Source organism: Marinimicrobium locisalis, from assembly GCF_039822625.1.
In the GTDB taxonomy this organism is placed as follows: domain Bacteria; phylum Pseudomonadota; class Gammaproteobacteria; order Pseudomonadales; family Cellvibrionaceae; genus Marinimicrobium; species Marinimicrobium locisalis.
In genome coordinates this window covers 130,141-147,672 of the sequence record NZ_JBDLLG010000003.1, presented here as the reverse complement: position 1 = coordinate 147,672, position 17,532 = coordinate 130,141, and the positions used below count along the sequence as shown (strand labels likewise).

General features: G+C 59.3%; 13 protein-coding genes and 1 tRNA gene. 8 read left to right on the top strand and 6 right to left on the bottom strand.

Translation table 11 applies throughout. The annotated features are described in order from the left end of the window. Positions 1–139 precede the first annotated feature (139 nt). The gene (polA, locus tag AAE514_RS03610) at positions 140–2,866 is read left to right on the top strand and encodes a DNA polymerase I (RefSeq protein ID WP_347330139.1); all 2,727 of its coding nucleotides are present in this window, start codon (positions 140–142) and stop codon (positions 2,864–2,866) included. A gap of 423 nt (positions 2,867–3,289) precedes the next feature. On the opposite strand, the gene yihA is transcribed toward polA, so the two are convergent. Continuing rightward, entirely contained in the window at positions 3,290–3,901 is a 612-nt protein-coding gene (gene yihA, locus AAE514_RS03605) for a ribosome biogenesis GTP-binding protein YihA/YsxC (RefSeq protein ID WP_347330189.1), read from the bottom strand. Positions 3,902–4,080: 179 nt separating this feature from the next. Between yihA and AAE514_RS03600 the strand changes: the two genes are divergently transcribed. The 4 genes from AAE514_RS03600 to AAE514_RS03585 all read left to right on the top strand — a co-directional run bounded on the left by AAE514_RS03600 (position 4,081) and on the right by AAE514_RS03585 (position 8,345). Continuing rightward, positions 4,081–4,770: a c-type cytochrome gene (locus AAE514_RS03600; RefSeq protein WP_347330138.1), complete on the top strand. Its 690-nt coding sequence runs from the start codon at positions 4,081–4,083 to the stop codon at positions 4,768–4,770. Between the two features lie 96 nt (positions 4,771–4,866). Next, positions 4,867–5,505 (top strand): thiol:disulfide interchange protein DsbA/DsbL, encoded by a 639-nt coding sequence (locus AAE514_RS03595; RefSeq protein WP_347330137.1) that lies wholly within the window; start codon positions 4,867–4,869, stop codon positions 5,503–5,505. 130 nt (positions 5,506–5,635) lie between these two features. Continuing rightward, entirely contained in the window at positions 5,636–7,216 is a 1,581-nt protein-coding gene (locus AAE514_RS03590; RefSeq protein WP_347330136.1) for a diguanylate cyclase, read from the top strand. Between the two features lie 133 nt (positions 7,217–7,349). Continuing rightward, on the top strand, positions 7,350–8,345 hold the full coding sequence (locus tag AAE514_RS03585) for a CobW family GTP-binding protein (protein WP_347330135.1): 996 nt from the start codon (positions 7,350–7,352) through the stop codon (positions 8,343–8,345). 7 nt (positions 8,346–8,352) lie between these two features. Here AAE514_RS03585 and AAE514_RS03580 read toward each other — a convergent pair whose 3' ends face one another. Then, a complete protein-coding gene (locus AAE514_RS03580) occupies positions 8,353–8,964 on the bottom strand; it encodes a DUF3299 domain-containing protein (RefSeq protein WP_347330134.1) in 612 nt (203 codons plus the stop codon). A 32-nt stretch (positions 8,965–8,996) separates the two neighbouring features. Here AAE514_RS03580 and AAE514_RS03575 point away from each other — a divergent pair, with 32 nt between their 5' ends. From AAE514_RS03575 to AAE514_RS03565, 3 genes are all read left to right on the top strand, one after another. Next, complete coding sequence (locus AAE514_RS03575) at positions 8,997–9,710, top strand: ABC transporter ATP-binding protein (RefSeq protein ID WP_347330133.1); 714 nt, start codon at positions 8,997–8,999, stop codon at positions 9,708–9,710. A gap of 2 nt (positions 9,711–9,712) precedes the next feature. Next, entirely contained in the window at positions 9,713–11,068 is a 1,356-nt protein-coding gene (locus tag AAE514_RS03570) for an ABC transporter permease (protein WP_347330132.1), read from the top strand. Between the two features lie 149 nt (positions 11,069–11,217). Then, the gene (locus AAE514_RS03565) at positions 11,218–13,632 is read left to right on the top strand and encodes an acyl-CoA dehydrogenase (RefSeq protein WP_347330131.1); all 2,415 of its coding nucleotides are present in this window, start codon (positions 11,218–11,220) and stop codon (positions 13,630–13,632) included. A gap of 181 nt (positions 13,633–13,813) precedes the next feature. Here AAE514_RS03565 and AAE514_RS03560 read toward each other — a convergent pair. From AAE514_RS03560 to tviB, 4 genes are all read right to left on the bottom strand, one after another. After that, positions 13,814–13,890 (bottom strand) — tRNA-Arg (locus AAE514_RS03560). An 82-nt stretch (positions 13,891–13,972) separates the two neighbouring features. Then, a complete protein-coding gene (locus AAE514_RS03555) occupies positions 13,973–14,875 on the bottom strand; it encodes an XrtA system polysaccharide deacetylase (protein WP_347330130.1) in 903 nt (300 codons plus the stop codon). 129 nt (positions 14,876–15,004) lie between these two features. Then, positions 15,005–16,012, bottom strand: coding sequence for an NAD-dependent epimerase (locus AAE514_RS03550; RefSeq protein WP_347330129.1), 1,008 nt, complete (start codon positions 16,010–16,012; stop codon positions 15,005–15,007). Between the two features lie 32 nt (positions 16,013–16,044). After that, positions 16,045–17,319, bottom strand: coding sequence for a Vi polysaccharide biosynthesis UDP-N-acetylglucosamine C-6 dehydrogenase TviB (gene tviB, locus AAE514_RS03545; protein ID WP_347330128.1), 1,275 nt, complete (start codon positions 17,317–17,319; stop codon positions 16,045–16,047). Positions 17,320–17,532 lie beyond the last annotated feature (213 nt).

Here is a 17,532-nt window from a genome sequence, read left to right as displayed (position 1 = left end):
CCTAAAAATAGGCTGGGTAACACGCCAGTAACAAACTTTTGGTTATAACCGGTGGCTGAACCGCCTCCCGGTTTTGGGTTATGCTTGCCCTCCAATCCATTCGGATTCGACCGCAACCGTGTGAACAGGCTTTAACCCTATGACCCAGACAGCTCCCCTGGTGTTGGTGGACGGTTCCTCCTACCTCTACCGCGCTTACCACGCCCTGCCGCCCCTCAATACCGCCAAAGGCGAACCCACGGGCGCCGTGAAGGGGGTTATCAGTATGCTTCGGCGGCTGCTTAAGGACTTTCCCCAAAGCCCGATGGCGGTGGTTTTTGATGCTAAGGGCCGGACCTTCCGGGACGACCTCTACGCCGAATACAAATCCCAACGGCCTCCCATGCCCGACGATCTCCGGCCCCAGGTCCAGCCCATCAAAGACATTGTGGAGGCCATGGGGCTACCGCTGTTGGTGGTGGAAGGGGTGGAAGCTGATGATGTGATCGGAACTTTGGCACACCAAGCCACGGAACAGAGACGGGACCTGATCGTCTCCACCGGCGATAAGGACATGGCGCAGTTGGTGAATGCTCACATCTCGCTGGTCAACACCATGAATGGCACCCACTTGGACGAAGCGGGCGTGCGGGAGAAATACGGTTTTGAACCGCCGTTAATGATCGACTATCTGGCGTTGATGGGGGACAAGTCCGACAATATTCCCGGCGTACCCGGCGTGGGAGAGAAAACCGCGCGGGCGCTCATTGAGGGTTTGGGGAATCTTGATTCTATTTATGGCAACCTCGAAGCGGTCCGGGAGCTGGGCTTTCGGGGCGCCAAGAAAATGCCCGAGAAGCTCGAAGAGCACAAAGAGCAAGCTTACCTGTCCCGGGAGCTGGCCACCATCAAGACGGATGTGGAGCTGGACCTAAAGCCCGGCGATATTCACCGTGGCGAGCCGGACAACGCTCGTCTGAAGCGTCTGTTTGCAGAATTGGAGTTCAAAACCTGGGTCGCGGAACTCGAAGACGTGGATGCAGAGGCGGCACCCGCGCCGCGCGCCGAGCCTAAAATGGAGGTGGACTATGAGGTGGTCACCGAGCAGGGGGCTTTTGACCAGTGGCTCAAAACCTTAAAGGAAGCGGAGCTGTTCGCCTTCGATACCGAAACCACGAGCCTTCACGCCATGGAGGCTCGCATTGTCGGGGTCTCCTTCGCGGTGGAGCCGGGAAAGGCCGCCTATGTGCCCCTGGCGCACGATTACATGGGCGCCCCCGAGCAGTTGGATCGCGAGGCGGTGTTAAAAGCCCTCAAGCCTCTGCTGGAAGACCCCAAAAAAGCCAAGGTGGGTCAAAACCTCAAATACGACCGCAATGTGCTGCGCAACCACGAGATTGACCTGCGGGGCATCGCCTTTGACACCATGCTTGAGTCCTACGTGCTGAACTCCACCGCCAGTAGGCACGATATGGACAGTCTGGCCCAGAAGCACCTGGACCATCACTGCGTCTCGTTTGAAGCCATTGCCGGCAAGGGCGCCAAACAACTGACCTTTAATCAGATCAAAATTGAAGACGCCGCGCCTTACGCCGCGGAGGATGCCGATATTACCCTGCGCTTGCACCGCAAACTCTGGCCCCAGCTGTCTGAGATCGAGCCCTTAAGGCGAGTCTTCACGGACCTGGAAATACCTCTGGTTCCCGTGCTGGCCAACATCGAACGCAACGGTGCCCTGGTCGATGCCAAGCGCCTGGGCGAGCACAGTCGAGAGCTGGGCAAGCGGCTGGCGGAGTTGGAGCAGCAGGCCCACGAGATCGCGGGCCGCGCCTTTAACCTGGGTTCCACCAAGCAGTTGGGGGAGATCTTGTTCGAAGAGCAGAAGCTGCCGGTGCTCAAAAAAACCCCCAAAGGCAAACCCTCCACAGCGGAGGAGGTGCTGCAGGAGCTGGCGCTGGACTACCCGCTGCCCAAGCTTTTGATGGAATACCGGGGTCTGAGCAAGCTCAAGAGCACCTACACCGACAAGCTGCCCCTGATGATCAATAAGGCGACGGGTCGGATTCATACGTCCTACCATCAGGCGGTGACGGCCACCGGCCGACTGTCTTCCTCGGATCCCAACTTGCAGAACATCCCCATCCGTACCGAGGAGGGACGACGCATTCGGCAGGCCTTTGTGGCCCCCGAAGGCTACAAAGTGCTGGCGGCGGACTACTCTCAGATTGAGCTGCGCATCATGGCGCACTTGTCTGAAGACAAAGGCTTGCTGAACGCCTTCGAGAAAGAGTTGGATGTGCATAAGGCCACCGCTGCCGAAGTGTTCGGCACGGAGCTGGAGAAGGTCACCTCGGAAATGCGCCGTCGCGCCAAAGCCATCAACTTCGGGTTGATCTACGGCATGTCGGCCTTCGGCCTGGCCAAACAGCTGCATATCGGCCGGCAGGAGGCGAAACAGTACATTGACCTCTACTTTGAGCGCTACCCCGGCGTCCAGCGCTACATGGACAACATCCGCCTTCGGGCCCGAGAGCAGGGTTTTGTCGAAACCATCATGGGCCGCCGGTTGTACCTGCCGGAAATTAACGCCCGCAACGGCAGTCTGCGTCAGGGCGCCGAGCGCACGGCCATTAACGCCCCCATGCAGGGTACCGCGGCGGACATTATCAAAACCGCCATGATCGATGTGGACCAGTGGTTGTTAAAGAAGAAATTCGACGCCCGCATCATGATGCAGGTGCACGACGAGCTGGTGTTGGAGGTGGCGGAGAAGCAATTGGATGAAGTGCGTGAAGGCATTGTCGAGCGTATGTCCGCTGCGGCGAAGCTCCGGGTGCCCTTAAAGGTGGATGCCGGCGTGGGCGAGAACTGGGACCAGGCCCATTAGCGCCCCCCGAAGGCACTTACGAGCTTGGCCTGCCGCCAGCGCCGATATTTTTACCAATTTGTGACGGCGGTGTGAACTTTTGCCAACGGCGCGGGTCGTAGTAAGCATGAACAGTGTTTTTCATGTGCAACTCCCCTAACTTGGCTTAACGCCATTCAGCGTATTGAATGACTCAGCTACCCCGGCCACATTGGCCGGGTTTTTTTTGTCCGGTTGAAAGTCGGCAAGGGAAGGGTTGGTGGTGACTTTAGCGCAGGCAAAAAAAACCGGTGGTCAGGGGGTGACCACCGGGGGCAATGACTGACACCCTTGGGGTAGTGTCAGTTAAGCGGAGGAAAGACTGATTGATCGCGTCTTGCTTGCTCTGACGTTGCCCCCGGAGGTTAGTTCCAGCCCCTTCGGCGTTTTCCCGAGGTTTTCGGTTTAGTTTTGTAAAGTCAGCCACTCGGTGAGCTGAGTTTTGAGCTCTTCCACGCCATCTCGCTTGAGGGAGGAAAAGCACTGGGCGCTGACCAGATCTTCCACGCCCGCCTCCTTCATCTGTTTGCGCACGGCGAACAAGGTGTTCTGCGCCGGGCCGCGCTTGAGTTTGTCCGCCTTGGTCAACAGGATGTGCACCGGCATCTCGATTTCCACCGCCCAGTTAATCATCATGGTGTCGAACTCCTGCATGGGATGGCGGATGTCCATGAGCAGGATCAACCCTCGCAGGCATTCGCGCTTTTGCAAATACTCGGACAGATTCTCCTGCCACTGCTCCTTCATGCTCCGCGCCACCTTGGCGTAGCCGTAACCGGGTAGGTCCACCAGCTTCTGCGCCTCTCCCACGCGGAAGAAGTTGATTAACTGGGTTCGGCCCGGCGTCTTGCTGGTGCGGGCCAGCTTGGAGTTCTGTGTTAGGGCGTTAATGGCGCTGGATTTGCCCGCGTTCGAGCGGCCGGCAAAGGCCACTTCCGCGCCGGATTCGGGCGGACACTCGCGGATGCTGGGAGCGCTTTGTTCGAAAGTCGCCCCGTGGAAGTTGATTTCTGTGATCATAAAACCCTGCAAAAGCCTGTGTTATCCCATATAATGCGCGGTGCCCCGAGCGGGGCCCGAGGCCAGCAAGCGGCCCATGGGCCGAGTGGGGCTGCCGATTGTAGCCCGTGGGCGCTCAAATGTCGCCCGATGACTGCGGAGCGGGCGCGACAATAAACGAATTGACAGGTTAGCCAATGAAATATTCAGTGAAGCATTTGCTCCTCGCACTGGGTGCTCTGATTGTAATACCGGGCGTGAACGCCGAGGGTGACCCCGATGCCGGGGCCGAAAAAGTGGCCGTCTGTGCCGCCTGTCACGGTCAGGACGGCAACAGCCCGGCGCCGACCTTCCCCAAACTGGCCGGTCTGGGAGAGCCCTACCTTTATAAGCAATTGAAGGACATTCAGGCCTGGGACAACGCCCAGGGCGAGGCCAAGGCCACCACCGGCCGCGCTGTTCCCCAAATGACGGGTCAACTCGTGGGGTTAAGCGACCAGGATTTACAGGATATGGCCGCGTTCTACGCTGACCAGAGCCTCCAGCTCAGTGGCGCCGAAGAGATGATGGTCCAGATCTATACCGGTGAAAAAGTTAACGCTCTGGAATTGGGCGAGCGCATCTACCGCGCCGGTAACCCGGAAAACGACGTGCCGGCCTGTTCCGGCTGCCACGCCCCGGCTGGTGAGGGCAATGAGCCGGCGGCCTTCCCGCGCCTCGGAGGTCAGTACCCGGAATACATTGAAGCCCAGTTGCGCGCTTTCCGCGCCGGCGAACGGACCAATGACGGCGAGCAGATGATGATGCGCTTGAGTGCCAAGAATCTGAGCGATGCCGAAATTAAGGCGGTGGCCAATTACATCGGCGGCCTCAACGCCGGGAACTAATTGCCGCTTGGGCGGCCCTAAAGTCCGAGCGGGCCGCCGATGTGCCGGCGGAAAATAACCGATAACGAGCAGAACGAGCAAAGAGTGGAGTCAATTATGCGCATTGTGTTAGGTATGCTGGCGATGATGGTGTCGCTGTCCGCGGTCGCCCAGGATTCGGAAGGCGAGGCCAACTACCAGGAAGGCGAAGACTTTGTCGCCCTGGCCGAGCCGGTCCCCACCAGTACCTCCGACAAGATTGAAGTGGTGGAGGTATTTGCCTACACCTGTGGGCACTGTTACAACTTTGAGCCCTTGGTTCGCAGCTGGAAAAAAGAACAGAAGGACGACGTCGTCGTAGTGCAGACGCCGGCCATGTGGAATGCGACCATGGAGGCCTACGCCCGGGGCTTCTACACCGCCAAAGCGCTGGACTTGCTCGATGAAGTGCATATGGCGGTGTTCACCGCGGTACACCAGGAAGGCAAGCGCTTTAACAACGCCGAGCAATGGGCCGACTTCCTGGCGACCTACGGCGCCGACAAGGAGACCGTGCTCAAGACCTTTAACTCCTTTGGCATTACCAGTCAGGTTCGCCAGGCGGATTCCCGCGTGCGCGGTTACAAGATCACCGGCACCCCGGAGATGGTCGTGGACGGCAAATACCGGGTCAGTTCCCGGATGACCGGCAGCCACAGCGAAATGCTGCGGGTGGTGGACTACTTGGTGGAGCAAATTCGAGCCGACGAGCTCTAATCCCACCGCCACTGAACACCGCTACACTCAAGCGCCCGCTTTTTAGCGGGCGCTGTTGTTTCTGCCGACACTAAAGGTCGGGAGCAGCTATACTGCATTAAGCCGCTTTCTGATTGACGGAAACTTTACTATGACTCTTCGAGCCTCGGACGATAGTGCTGTGTGGCGGGAAAAATACCTGACGGCGCTGGATGCGCACGAAGCCCTGGAGCGAGAGTCGAGCGAACGCTACCAGCGGCTTCGCCGGGCTTTGGTGGAGCTCAGTATTGTGGCGGACGGTCAGGACCGCGAGCTCGATGAGGTGCTTGACGAGCTGCGTCGGGCCCTTCGCTCGGACCCCTCGTCCGAGCGATTGCCGGAGCTCACGGAGCAGTTGAGCCAGTGTGTGAGCGGGTTTGAGCTGCGCCGCGAACAGATAGATGGCGAGATTTTGAGCGCCCTGTCCGCCTTGGTGAAGCAGCTCCAGTCCCTGGGCCCGCCGAGGGAGCTAAAGCGTGAGCTCAACCATTACCTTAACCGCTTGCCCATGCGCAGCCAGAAGTTCGCGCTGTTCCCCGCCCTGCTTCAGCAGCTCGCCGAGCTTCAGCAACAGGTGATAGAGCAGAACCGCGACCCCAAACCGGGACTGATAGGGCGCCTGCGGGGCGGGCGGGCCTCGGGTGGCGCCGTGCCAGAGGGGTTTCAGGCTGAAATTCACGGGGTACTGGAAGGGCTGATTAATGCGGTCAATACCGAATACTCCGGAACTGAAGCGTTGGATGGCTTGATGGCCCGCCTCCAGCAAGGGGTGAGCTTGGCGGAGCTGCCCGGTTTTCTGGAAGAGGTGCGGGATCTGGTCGTGCACTCTTGGCTGGCGGCCAACCGGGTGTTTGCCGGCTACCTCAACTCCGTCAATCACGAGCTACAGGACATCGCCCAGATTATCGGCGGGGCCGCCTCCCATGAAGCGGTACGCCGGGAGGCCGGCGATAGCTTGCGTCAGGCCATGGCTAACCGCTGTGATTCGCTGGCCGCCAGCGTCGAGTCCGCCCGGGATCTATCGCAGTTGAAAACCCAGGTGGCGAGTCAGTTGGGGCAAATTCGCGAAAGTCTCAGCCAGTTCCAGCAAAAAGAGAGCGAAAGCGCCCCTTTGACCAACCAGCTCGAACAACTGGCCACCCGAGTCAATGAAATGGAGCGCGAGGCGGAAGAAAACCGGGAGAACTTGCGTCGCCATCAACACAAGGCCACCCACGACCCCCTAACTCAATTGCCCAACCGGGAAGCCTATGAGGAGCGTCTGAGTCATGAAGTCCAGCGCTGGAAACGCTACGGTCGCCCATTGACCCTCGCCGTTTGCGACGTGGACCACTTCAAGCGAATTAACGACCAGTTTGGCCACCAGGCGGGTGATCGGGTTCTGAAGGTGATCGCCAAGGCCATTGGCCGGCGCCTGCGCGAAGTGGACTTCTTTGGCCGCTACGGGGGCGAGGAGTTTGTTCTTTTACTGCCGGAGACCCGGGATGAGGAGGCGTTATCCGTACTGGACGACCTTCGGGCGGCCCTGGCGGACATGGCCTTTCACTACAAGAAAGAGCCGCTCACCATTACCGTTTGCTTCGGCATTGCCCAGTTTCAGGAGGGGGAAGACCCCAGCAGCGTGTTTGGTCGAGCGGACCAAGCCCTTTACGCGGCTAAGGCCGGGGGCCGGAACCGGTGTCAGATCGGCTAGAATGCAAGGCCGCACTTGGCTGGCTTGCCGGTGGCCTCAACGCGATGACGAGCCATCATCCAGCGGTGCGTGGCCAGTGAGTTTATATATGTTATAACGTAACATAGATAAATTAACAATGGAGAGTGACTGCATGGCACAAGCCGTTCCGACCAATCTGATTACTGGCTTCCTCGGCGTGGGGAAAACCACCGCTATTCGCCATTTGTTGGCGAACAAGCCAGCCGGGGAAACCTGGGCGGTTCTGGTTAACGAGTTTGGTGAGGTGGGGATTGACGGCGCCCTGCTGCGCGATGGTGGCGCTCGGGTGAAGGAGGTGCCCGGTGGCTGCATTTGCTGCGTGGCGGGCCTGCCCATGACCGTGGCGCTGAATCAACTGCTCGGCAAGGAGCGACCCGATCGCCTGCTGATCGAGCCTACCGGGCTCGGCCACCCGGCCCAGATTCTCGGTACTTTGAAGGGACCTTTCTACCAGCAGGTCCTTGAACTCAGAGCCGCCGTGACTCTGGTAGACCCGCGCAAACTTGCCGACCCCCGCTATACCGACAATGCCAACTTCGTTGACCAACTGGCCGTGGCCGATGTGCTGGTGGCCAACAAAGCCGACCTCTGTGCCCCCGAGGACTGGGTGCGCTGGGAGGAAACGGCCGGGGCGTTCGACCCGCCCAAAGTGCGGGTGGAAACGGTCAGTCAGGGAGCAATCGAGCCGCACTGGCTGGATGAGCCCCACCGGGAGCGGCCTCTGCAACATCCCCACGCTCACCGGGAGGATCGGCTGCGCGCTCCGCAGGGGCCGGTCGAAGAGGTCCTGTCCCTGCCGGAAGGCGAACCGTTACTGCGGCGGGAGAACCGGGGCCAGGGCCACTACAGCTGTGGTTGGGTCATGACCCCGGACTGGGCTTTTGGCTTTCATGACCTGTTCAGTTGGTTAAATGGGCTGGAGGCGGCCCGGGTCAAGGCAGTGATGATTACCGACGAAGGTGTCTTTAGCTTTAACGGCCAGGATGGGGTGATCAGCGTCACCGAACTGGATGAAACCTCCGACAGCCGGATTGAGCTGATTGATGTGGCCCCATTTGATGCCGACGCCGTGCAGCGGGAGCTCGAAGCCCTACGGGTGGCGGCCTGATCGGCCCCTACTCCCGGTACTCGACAATCTTATCGGCCGCCATGGAGTAAGATGACAGGGCCGTGTCGTTTTCCACCGTCTCGATGTGTAAAGTGCCGGACACCCAGAAGGGGGTGTACAGGTTTTCAAGCTGAAGGCCCTCTGGATAGCGCACGAAAATAATCTGGTTCGGAGGCGGGGGTGGTACATGGATGCATGCGCCATAGTAGGGCACCAGGAAAAATTCGCTGATGTTCATGGCGTCGTCGAACTCCAGGGGCACGATAAAGCCGGGCAGGCGTATCTCAGTGTTGTCGAACTCCGGGCGGGTGCGGGTGGAGACCAGAGCGTCTTCCCAGGTCCGTTTGCCTTTACCTTTCGGTGCCATGGCCTGAGCGATGGCATTTTCCACGTCGCGGCTCAACTGTCGGTTTTCCGGGCGCAGGCTGTTGCTCGCGGGGGCTTCTATGGCATCCTCCTCTTCGGCGTCCCCGTGGTCCACGCTCGGCATGGCCTCCAGCAACTGCAAGTCCTCTTCGGGCATGAGGTCGGTCCATTCGATGGTTTTTGGGGAATCTGCCGCGACCAATGCGGTCCATAAGGCCCCCAAGACAACAAGCAACGGCTGATACCAGCGCATAGGTTCTGACTCCATGACTGAAATTAAGGATTATGACTAGAGACCACACTCAAGGCGCTTCGTCTCCCGCGATTGTACTGAAAGACGTTCAGTTTTCCTGGTCGCCGGACCAACCGCCCCTGCTCGACATTCCCAACTGGGTGCTCAACCGCGGGGAACGGCTGTTCTTGTATGGCCCCTCCGGGTCGGGTAAGACCAGCCTCCTGAACCTGTTGGCGGGCATTATTCTGCCACAGAATGGGCGGGTGGAGCTGCTGGAACAATCCATGAGCGAGCTTTCCGGCCGGGCCCGGGATCGCTTTCGGGCGCGTCACATTGGCGTGGTGTTTCAGCAATTCAACCTGATTCCTTACCTGAGCGTGCTGGAGAATGTCGGCCTGGCCGCCCATTTCGCCCGGGAGACGGACCGGGTCCGGGAGCGCTCCCACGATTTGTTGCGCCGGCTGGGTTTGCCCGAGACCCAGGATCACCAACCCGCCAGTCAATTGAGTGTGGGGCAACAACAGCGGGTGGCGGTGGCCCGGGCGCTGATATCACGGCCGGAAATCCTGCTGGCGGATGAGCCCACCTCGGCGCTGGACAGTGACCACCGGGATGCCTTTATGACGCTGTTGCTGGAACAGGTGGCGGAGACCGGGAGCACCTTGGTGTTTGTCAGCCACGACCGGGCGTTGGCTTCGGCCTTTGACACCCGACGGGACTTGCGCGAACTTGCCCGCCCTGTGGACTTGATGGGAGAGGTATAACGATGCTGCTCAAACTCGCTCGTCGCAGCCTCTGGAGCCGACGGACCACGGCGCTGCTAACGATCGTTGCTTTTAGTATCGGGGTCGCGCTGCTGGTGGGCATTCACCACCTTCGAGAGCAGGCCCGAAGCAGCTTCCAACAGACGCTTTCGGGGACGGATTTGATTGTGGGGCCCAGGGGCGGGCAAATGAACCTGCTGCTGTATTCTCTTTTCCAAATGGGCCAGCCCAGTAGCACCTTGCCTGCCAACGAGTATCAACGACTCGCCAGCCACCCGATGGTGGAGTGGGCCCTGCCCATCGCCCTGGGAGACTCGGTGCGAGGGTTTCCCGTGATTGGCACTCACTGGTCCTATTTTGAACATTACCGCTACGGCGATGGCACACCGCTGACCCTGGAGCAGGGGCGACCCTTTGCCGCCATGAGTGATCACGAAGTGGTGCTGGGCGCGACGGCGGCCAAGGAGCTAGGTCACGCCCTGGGGGACTCCCTGGTGATTGCCCACGGCAGTGGCGAGGTCAGTTTTACGCATCACGAAAGCCACCCCATGACCGTGGTGGGTATTCTTGCGCCGACGGGGACCCCCGTGGATCGGCGGGTACACACCACCCTGTTGGCCATGGAGGCGCTTCACAGCGAAGAGAGCGCCGGTGGCGGTGACCACGCGGGTCATGCCCACCATGCTGACGACCACGACCACGACCACGACCACGACCACGACCACGACCACGACCACGACCACGACCACGACCACCGTCATGATCATCATGAGCATGGAGCTCACACTCAGGCTGAGCCCGTGCCTGGAGCGGTCAATGCGGTATTGCTGGGGCTGAAGGCGCGGCCCATGGTCTTTGCCTTGCAGCGAGAGCTCAACACCGATGTCGAGGCCCCGCTAACGGCGATTATCCCCGGCGTGGTGCTGACTCAGCTGTGGCAAACGCTGGGGGTGGCGGAGAACCTGTTGTATTTGATCAGCTTCTTGGTGTTGCTGGCCACCCTCGCGGGTATGATGACTATGCTGCTGGCGTCCATGGGTGAGCGCCGGCGCGAGTTGGCCATCCTGCGGGCGGTGGGCGCTGGCGGCGGAACCCTGTTCTGCCTGATCGAGCTGGAAGTGGCTTTGATTGCTCTAATCAGCCTGGTGGTGGGCGTAGGGCTGGTCGCGTTGGCGCTGGCGTTGGCGCAACCCTGGCTCGCCGCCGAGTTCGGATTATTTATCGCCATTAATCCAATCAGCCCACAGACGGCGTATCTGATGACAGGCATACTGGGCCTGGCGCTACTGATGGGACTGGTGCCGGCGCTGGCCGCGTACCGGCGTACCCTCTCGGAGGGATTGAATTCGGGGGTTTAACGCTCAAAAAGTGGGTAGAATACTCCCAAGGACGCTTCAAAGTACGCTATTGTTACGGGACCTCTGATCCATTCCTGTCGAATGGGGCAGAGGCAATTGCGAGGGCCGGAGACTGAGCCCTCTCGTCGGATAAGAAAGGGAGAACCTGTATGTTTTTGCTGTCGATTATTCTGCTGTTGGTCGTCATCTCCGTGGTGATTTACCGGCGAATTCCTCTGCCACTGGGCTCGGCCATTGTGGCCCTGGCGTGGTTTCTGCTGGGCTTTATCTCGCCGGCGATGTGGTCCCTATGGCTGGTGATACCTCTGGCCGCGGTTCTCCTGATTCTTAACGTTCCGGCGCTGCGACGGCCGATTTTGTCCAAGCCGGTGTATCAGGTGCTGGGCAATGCCATGCCCAGTATGAGTGTGACCGAGCGCGAGGCGATGGAAGCCGGGACCACTTGGTGGGAAAAAGACCTATTCAGTGGCCGCCCCGACTGGCACGAGTTTGCCCAGATCAGCTTGCCCCAACTGAGCGATGAAGAACAGGGCTTCCTCGATAACGAGGTGACCGAGCTTTGCGATATGCTCAATGAGTATGAGATTCACCACCACCTCAAAGATCTGCCCGCGGAAGCCTGGCAGTTTTTGAAAGACAAAGGTTTTCTGGGGCTAATCATTCCCAAAGAGTTCGGTGGGCGGGATTTCAGCCCCTACGCCCAGAGCCGGATCATGAGCAAAATCGCCAGCCGTTCCGGCACCGCCGCGGTGAGCGCCATGGTGCCTAACTCACTCGGCCCGGGTGAGCTGTTGATGAAATACGGCACCGATGAGCAGAAACAGCGCTGGCTGCCCGGCTTGGCCGACGGCAGTGAAATCCCCTGTTTTGGCTTGACCGGTCCCGAAGCCGGGTCTGACGCGGGCTCTATTCCCGATGTGGGCATTGTCTGCAAAGGCGAGTTTGAAGGCAAAGAAGTGGTCGGCTTGAAACTGACCTTCAGCAAGCGTTGGATCACCCTCGCACCGATAGCCACCGTGGTGGGGCTGGCGTTTAAGCTGCACGATCCGGATGGCTTGCTGGGCGACCAGAACAAGAGTGACTACGGCATCACCTGCGCCTTGCTGCCGGCGAGCCACCCCGGAATAGAGATCGGGAAGCGGCACCATCCCGGTTCGCCCTTTATGAACGGACCCATTAAAGGGGAAGACGTCTTTATTCCTGTGGACTGGATCATCGGCGGGGCGCCCATGGCCGGTAAGGGCTGGCGCATGCTGATTGAATGCCTGGGCGCCGGTCGGGGTATTTCCCTTCCGGCCCTGTCCACGGCCAGTGGCGAAATGCTCTATCGTACCGTCGGCGCCTACGCTCGCATTCGCCGCCAGTTCAACACCGAAGTCGGCAAGTTCGAGGGCGTTCAGGAAGCAACGGCAGATATCGCCTGCTGCGCCTATACCATGGAAGCCTTTCGGCAGATGGTCACCAAAGGGCTGGAAACGGGCGCTCCCTCGGTCATGACCGCCATGGCCAAGTACCACGCCACGGAAATGATGCGCCGAGTGGTAAACCACAGTATGGATGTGGTGGGTGGCCGGGCCATTCAGCACGGCCCGCGTAACTTCCTGGCGCTGCCCTACCAGAGCGTACCGGTGGCGATTACCGTGGAAGGGGCTAATATTCTCACCCGTTCGCTGATGATCTTCGGCCAGGGCGCCATGCGTTGCCACCCCTACCTGTTTGAAGAGCTGCAGGCCATCCAGGCCGAAGACCAGGAGCAGGGCTTGAAAGATTTTGACAAGCTCTTTATTCGCCACCTGGGCCACCTGTTCAGCAACGTGGCGCGAATCAAGGTTATGGGGATCACCCGAGCGCGATTCAGCGGCGTGCCGGAAAATGCGGATGACTTCAGCCGTCGTTGGTATCAGCGCATTAACTTGCTGAGCTCGACTCTGGCGGTGACTTCGGACTTGGCGCTGGGCATTCTCGGCGGTGACCTTAAACGCCGCGAGATGCTTTCGGCCCGGCTGGGCGACGTTCACAGCCAGCTGTTCATTGCCTGCTCGATTTTGAAGTACCACTCAACGCATGGGCGTACCGACGAAGAGGATGCGCACGCCGACTACGCCCTGCGCTATGCGCTCTATACGGCGCAGGAAGCGTTGTACGACTTCTACCGCAACTTCCCTGTCCGGGCACTGGCCTGTGTGGTGAAGTGGATCGCCTTCCCGCTGGGCCGGATTCTCTCCAAACCGGACGACCACGCCATCCGCAAGCTGGGTGGGCTGATTATGGAAGATAACCCTGTACGCAAGGCTTTCCGGCCGTACGTGTATGAAAACGACAATCCGGAGGACCCGGTGGGCCGAGTGGAAACCACCTATCAGATGCTGCTCTCTGTGGAGCCCACCTGGAGCAACTTCGTGCGCGCCCAAGCGAAGGGAGAGGTTACCGGGGAAACGTTGGAAGAGCGCTTGAAGGATGCGGCGGCCAAGGGGCTAATTCGCGAGGAGGATGTTCCCAAACTGCAGGAGTACGACGCCCGTCGCTACGACTGCCTGCTTACCGACGCGTTCGACAAGCTGTAAACCAAAAAAGCCCGCGCAAAGCGCGGGCCTCATCAATATGGCGCACCCGGCAGGGTGAGGCCGGACGTTTGCGAAGCACCGCTTCGCGTCCGAGCCGAACGACGCCGGTCTCTGACCGGTGGCCGGCAATCCAACGGGATGCGCATAAAAAAGCCCGCGCAAAGCACGGGCCTCATCAATATGGCGCACCCGGCAGGATTTGAACCTGCGACCAACGGCTTCGGAAACCGCTACTCTATCCAACTGAGCTACGGGTGCAAAAACGACTTGTATGACGTCCTGTCGTCAAGAGGGCGCGATTTTACAGAGTCTGACCGCGTTCGTCTATCCGTCAGCCGACCTAGGCGGCTTTCTTTGTGTCGAATTCCCGTAAATCCAAGGTTTTATTGAGGGTAACCGTACCCAGGCTTTCGCTCATGGTGCCGAAGGGGAAGTCCTCGATCATCCGTTCCAGTCGCGGTAGGCAGCGATGGAGGTTGGTGTAGTGCCGAAAGCGTGAAAACCAGCTGGCATTGGGGATGCGGGGTTGTTCCGGGTCGATCTCCCAGGGGTGCAGATAGAAAATCTGCGGCTTGCGGCCGCCGTCGCTCGCCTTCTGAAACAGCCAGCGCGACAGTACGTAGGGGTACTGGCGGAAGTAACCCCCGCCGGCGGCGGGCACGGCCTGTCCCATCACCTTCGCGGTCGTCAAAGGGAATTCGGTCAGTTCGGCGCCGCTGCGGGTAATGATCCGGTAGGGTTCTTCCGGGCTCCCCGGAATGCCGTAATTGTCATGCCGGGTGGGGAAAATACTGGAATCCCAGGTGAACCCCAGCTCCGCCAGAATATCCAGTGCCCAGAGCGACTGTCGGGTTATGGAGTAGCTGGCGGCTCGGTAGCCGGTGACGGCGGTGCCGGTAATATCTTCGAGAATCTGTTTGGAGCGGGCGGTCTCCTCCCGAAACACCTCGGGCGTTTGGGTATAGATCAGCTGATGGCTGTAGCCGTGAGAGGCGATTTCATGGCCCTCGGCCTGTATTCGCTTGACCAGCTCCGGATGACGCTCGGCCACCCAGCCGAGAATGAAAAAGGTAATCTTAATGCCCGCCTCGTCGAACAACATCAGCAGCCGGTCGGTGTTGGTTTCCACGCGAGAGGGCCACTGCTCCCAGTCCTCGGGTTTGACCACGTCAAAAAAGGCCGCGACCTGGTAATAGTCTTCGACATCGACGGTCATGGCATGAGTGACTGCAGGCTGTTCCATTGAGCACCTTTAGGAAAACGGTGAACGTGGGCAATAATGGCGGATGCGCCTGCGGCTTATCCGCCCTACAAAAACTGTCGGTGCGCGTAGGGCGGATAAGCCGCAGGCGCATCCGCCATTGCTAAATCATCAAACTTTGTAGTATTCGCGATACCAGCGCACGAAATTCTCGATACCGGTCTCGACCGTCGTGGTGGGCTTGTAATCCACGTCCTTAATAAGGGCGTCCACGTCGGCGAAGGTATCGGGCACGTCCCCCGGCTGCAGGGGCAGCAGATTTTTTTCCGCCTTTTTACCCAGGCAGTTTTCCAGCACTTCGATGTAGCGCATCAGCTCCACGGGGTTGTTGCTGCCGATGTTGTACAGCCGGTAGGGGGCCTTGGAGGTGGCCGGGTCGGGCGTATCGCTATTCCAGTCCGGGTTGCTTGGGGCGACGTGGTCGAGGGTGTGAATGACACCCTCGACAATGTCGTCAATGTAGGTGAAATCCCGGCGGTGGTGCCCGTAGTTGAATACATCGATCGGCTCGCCCGCGAGAATCTTGCGGGTGAAGATAAACAGGGCCATGTCCGGCCGGCCCCAGGGGCCGTATACCGTAAAGAAGCGCAGGCCGGTGGTGGGCAGCCCGAACAAATGGCTATAGGTGTGCGCCATTAGCTCGTTGGACTTCTTGCTTGCCGCATACAGGCTGACCGGATGGTCCACGTTGTTGTGGACGGAAAAGGGCATGGCGGTGTTGGCGCCATAGACGGAACTGCTCGAGGCATAGACCAAGTGCTCACACCCGAAATGACGGCAGGCCTCAAGGATATTGATAAAGCCGGTGATGTTGCTGTCGATATAGGCCTGCGGGTTGATCAGCGAGTAGCGCACTCCCGCCTGGGCCGCCAGGTTCACAACGCGATCGGGCTTGTGCTCCTTGAACACCTTGTCGATGGCCGCCTTGTCTTCCAGGTCCGCCCGAATGTCGATAAAACCGGCATGGGCCGTGGCGCGGGCAAGGCGGTCTTTCTTGATCTGAACGTCGTAGTAGTCATTGAGGTTGTCGATCCCTATGACTTCATCGCCGCGCTCGAGCAGGCGTAACGCCAAGTGGTTGCCAATAAAGCCGGCGGTGCCGGTGACCAGTACTTTCATGAGTATTCCCGTATTGCGTTCGGGCCATGCCGTTAGAGGCGGGCATCGACCTTGTCTTTGGGCAGAATGTGTTTCACATCGTAGAGGACGTGCCGGTCACGCCCCAGTGTGCGTATGGCTTCGACGCCCATTTCCTTAAACTCCCGGTGGCCGACACACAGTAAAATGGCGTCGTAGTGACCGGGTTGGGGTTCGGAGACGAGGCTCAGGCCATACTCCTCTTCCGCCTCCTCGGGGTCCACCCAGGGGTCGTACACATCGACGTTGGAATGGTACTCCTGAAACTCGCTGATGATATCGACCACGCGGGTGTTGCGCAGGTCCGGGCAGTTCTCTTTAAAGGCCAGGCCCATAATCAGCACATTGGCATCGACCAAGTGAAGTTTACGTTTGGTCATCAACTTGACAACGGAGGCGGCGATAAAGTGCCCCATCCCATCGTTGATACGCCGGCCGGATAGGATCACTTCCGGGTTGTAACCGACCTGTTGCGCCTTGTGAGTCAAGTAATAGGGATCCACGCTAATGCAGTGCCCGCCCACCAGGCCGGGGCGGAAGGGCAAGAAGTTCCATTTGGTGCCGGCCGCCTCCAACACTTCCAAGGTATCAATGCCCAGACGGCTGAAAATCAGTGACAACTCGTTGACCAGGGCGATGTTGATGTCCCGCTGGGTGTTCTCGATCACCTTGGCCGCTTCGGCCACCTTGATGCTGCTGGCCTTGTGGGTTCCGACCGTCACGATCCGCCGGTACAGGGCGTCTACGTAGTCCGCCGCCTCCGGCGTGGATCCCGACGTGACTTTGACGATGTTGTGAACTCGGTGTTCCTTGTCGCCGGGGTTAATCCGCTCCGGGCTGTAGCCGGCAAAAAAGTCCCGGTTGAACGTCAGGCCCGAACCCTGTTCAATCAGTGGAACGCACACCTCTTCTGTGCAGCCGGGGTAGACGGTGGACTCGAACACGACAATACTGTTTTTCCCGATCACTCGGCCGAGCATCTCCGAGGCTTTTTCCAAAGGTGTTAGGTCGGGTTGTTTGCCATCGTTAATGGGCGTGGGGACAGTGACGATATAAACATCCATTTGGCGGATGTCGTTCTCTTCGGAGGAAAAGCGCAGCCTCTCGGAAGTTTGGAGCTCTTCAGTGCTCACTTCCCGGGTATGATCATGGCCGGCGCGAAGCTCGCTTACCCGCTTGGGGTTAATATCAAAGCCAATGGTTTGAATCTGCTTGCCGAACTCCGCCGCCAAGGGCAGGCCGACATAACCCAAACCGATAACGCAGACAGAGGGGTCGCTGGAGAACATAGCACTGTTTATCCTTGGGTGCCCGGTAAATCCTGGGCGCGGGGTTTACGCGATTTAAGCTTGTAAGTTACCACATTTTGATGACAGGTGGCTAAGATGGCCGAAGCAGTCCCAATGTGTCGAAAATCTTGTCACATTTGCGGTCGAAAAGAACGGCTCAGTGGTCGAGATGTGCGCCGCAAAAAAGCTATAATGCGGGGCTTTTGAACAAAC

Bases quoted from the DNA above. Each gene is read 5' to 3' on its own strand.
- AAE514_RS03580 (WP_347330134.1), bottom strand. From the start codon at position 8,964: ATGCGCTGGTATCAGCCGTTGCTTGTTGTCTTGGGGGCCTTATGGACC.
- tviB (WP_347330128.1), bottom strand. From the start codon at position 17,319: ATGTTCTCCAGCGACCCCTCTGTCTGCGTTATCGGTTTGGGTTATGTC.
- AAE514_RS03555 (WP_347330130.1), bottom strand. From the start codon at position 14,875: ATGGAACAGCCTGCAGTCACTCATGCCATGACCGTCGATGTCGAAGAC.
- AAE514_RS03595 (WP_347330137.1), top strand. From the start codon at position 4,867: ATGCGCATTGTGTTAGGTATGCTGGCGATGATGGTGTCGCTGTCCGCG.
- AAE514_RS03575 (WP_347330133.1), top strand. From the start codon at position 8,997: ATGACTAGAGACCACACTCAAGGCGCTTCGTCTCCCGCGATTGTACTG.
- AAE514_RS03565 (WP_347330131.1), top strand. From the start codon at position 11,218: ATGTTTTTGCTGTCGATTATTCTGCTGTTGGTCGTCATCTCCGTGGTG.
- AAE514_RS03585 (WP_347330135.1), top strand. From the start codon at position 7,350: ATGGCACAAGCCGTTCCGACCAATCTGATTACTGGCTTCCTCGGCGTG.
- AAE514_RS03600 (WP_347330138.1), top strand. From the start codon at position 4,081: ATGAAATATTCAGTGAAGCATTTGCTCCTCGCACTGGGTGCTCTGATT.
- polA (WP_347330139.1), top strand. From the start codon at position 140: ATGACCCAGACAGCTCCCCTGGTGTTGGTGGACGGTTCCTCCTACCTC.
- AAE514_RS03550 (WP_347330129.1), bottom strand. From the start codon at position 16,012: ATGAAAGTACTGGTCACCGGCACCGCCGGCTTTATTGGCAACCACTTG.
- AAE514_RS03590 (WP_347330136.1), top strand. From the start codon at position 5,636: ATGACTCTTCGAGCCTCGGACGATAGTGCTGTGTGGCGGGAAAAATAC.
- AAE514_RS03570 (WP_347330132.1), top strand. From the start codon at position 9,713: ATGCTGCTCAAACTCGCTCGTCGCAGCCTCTGGAGCCGACGGACCACG.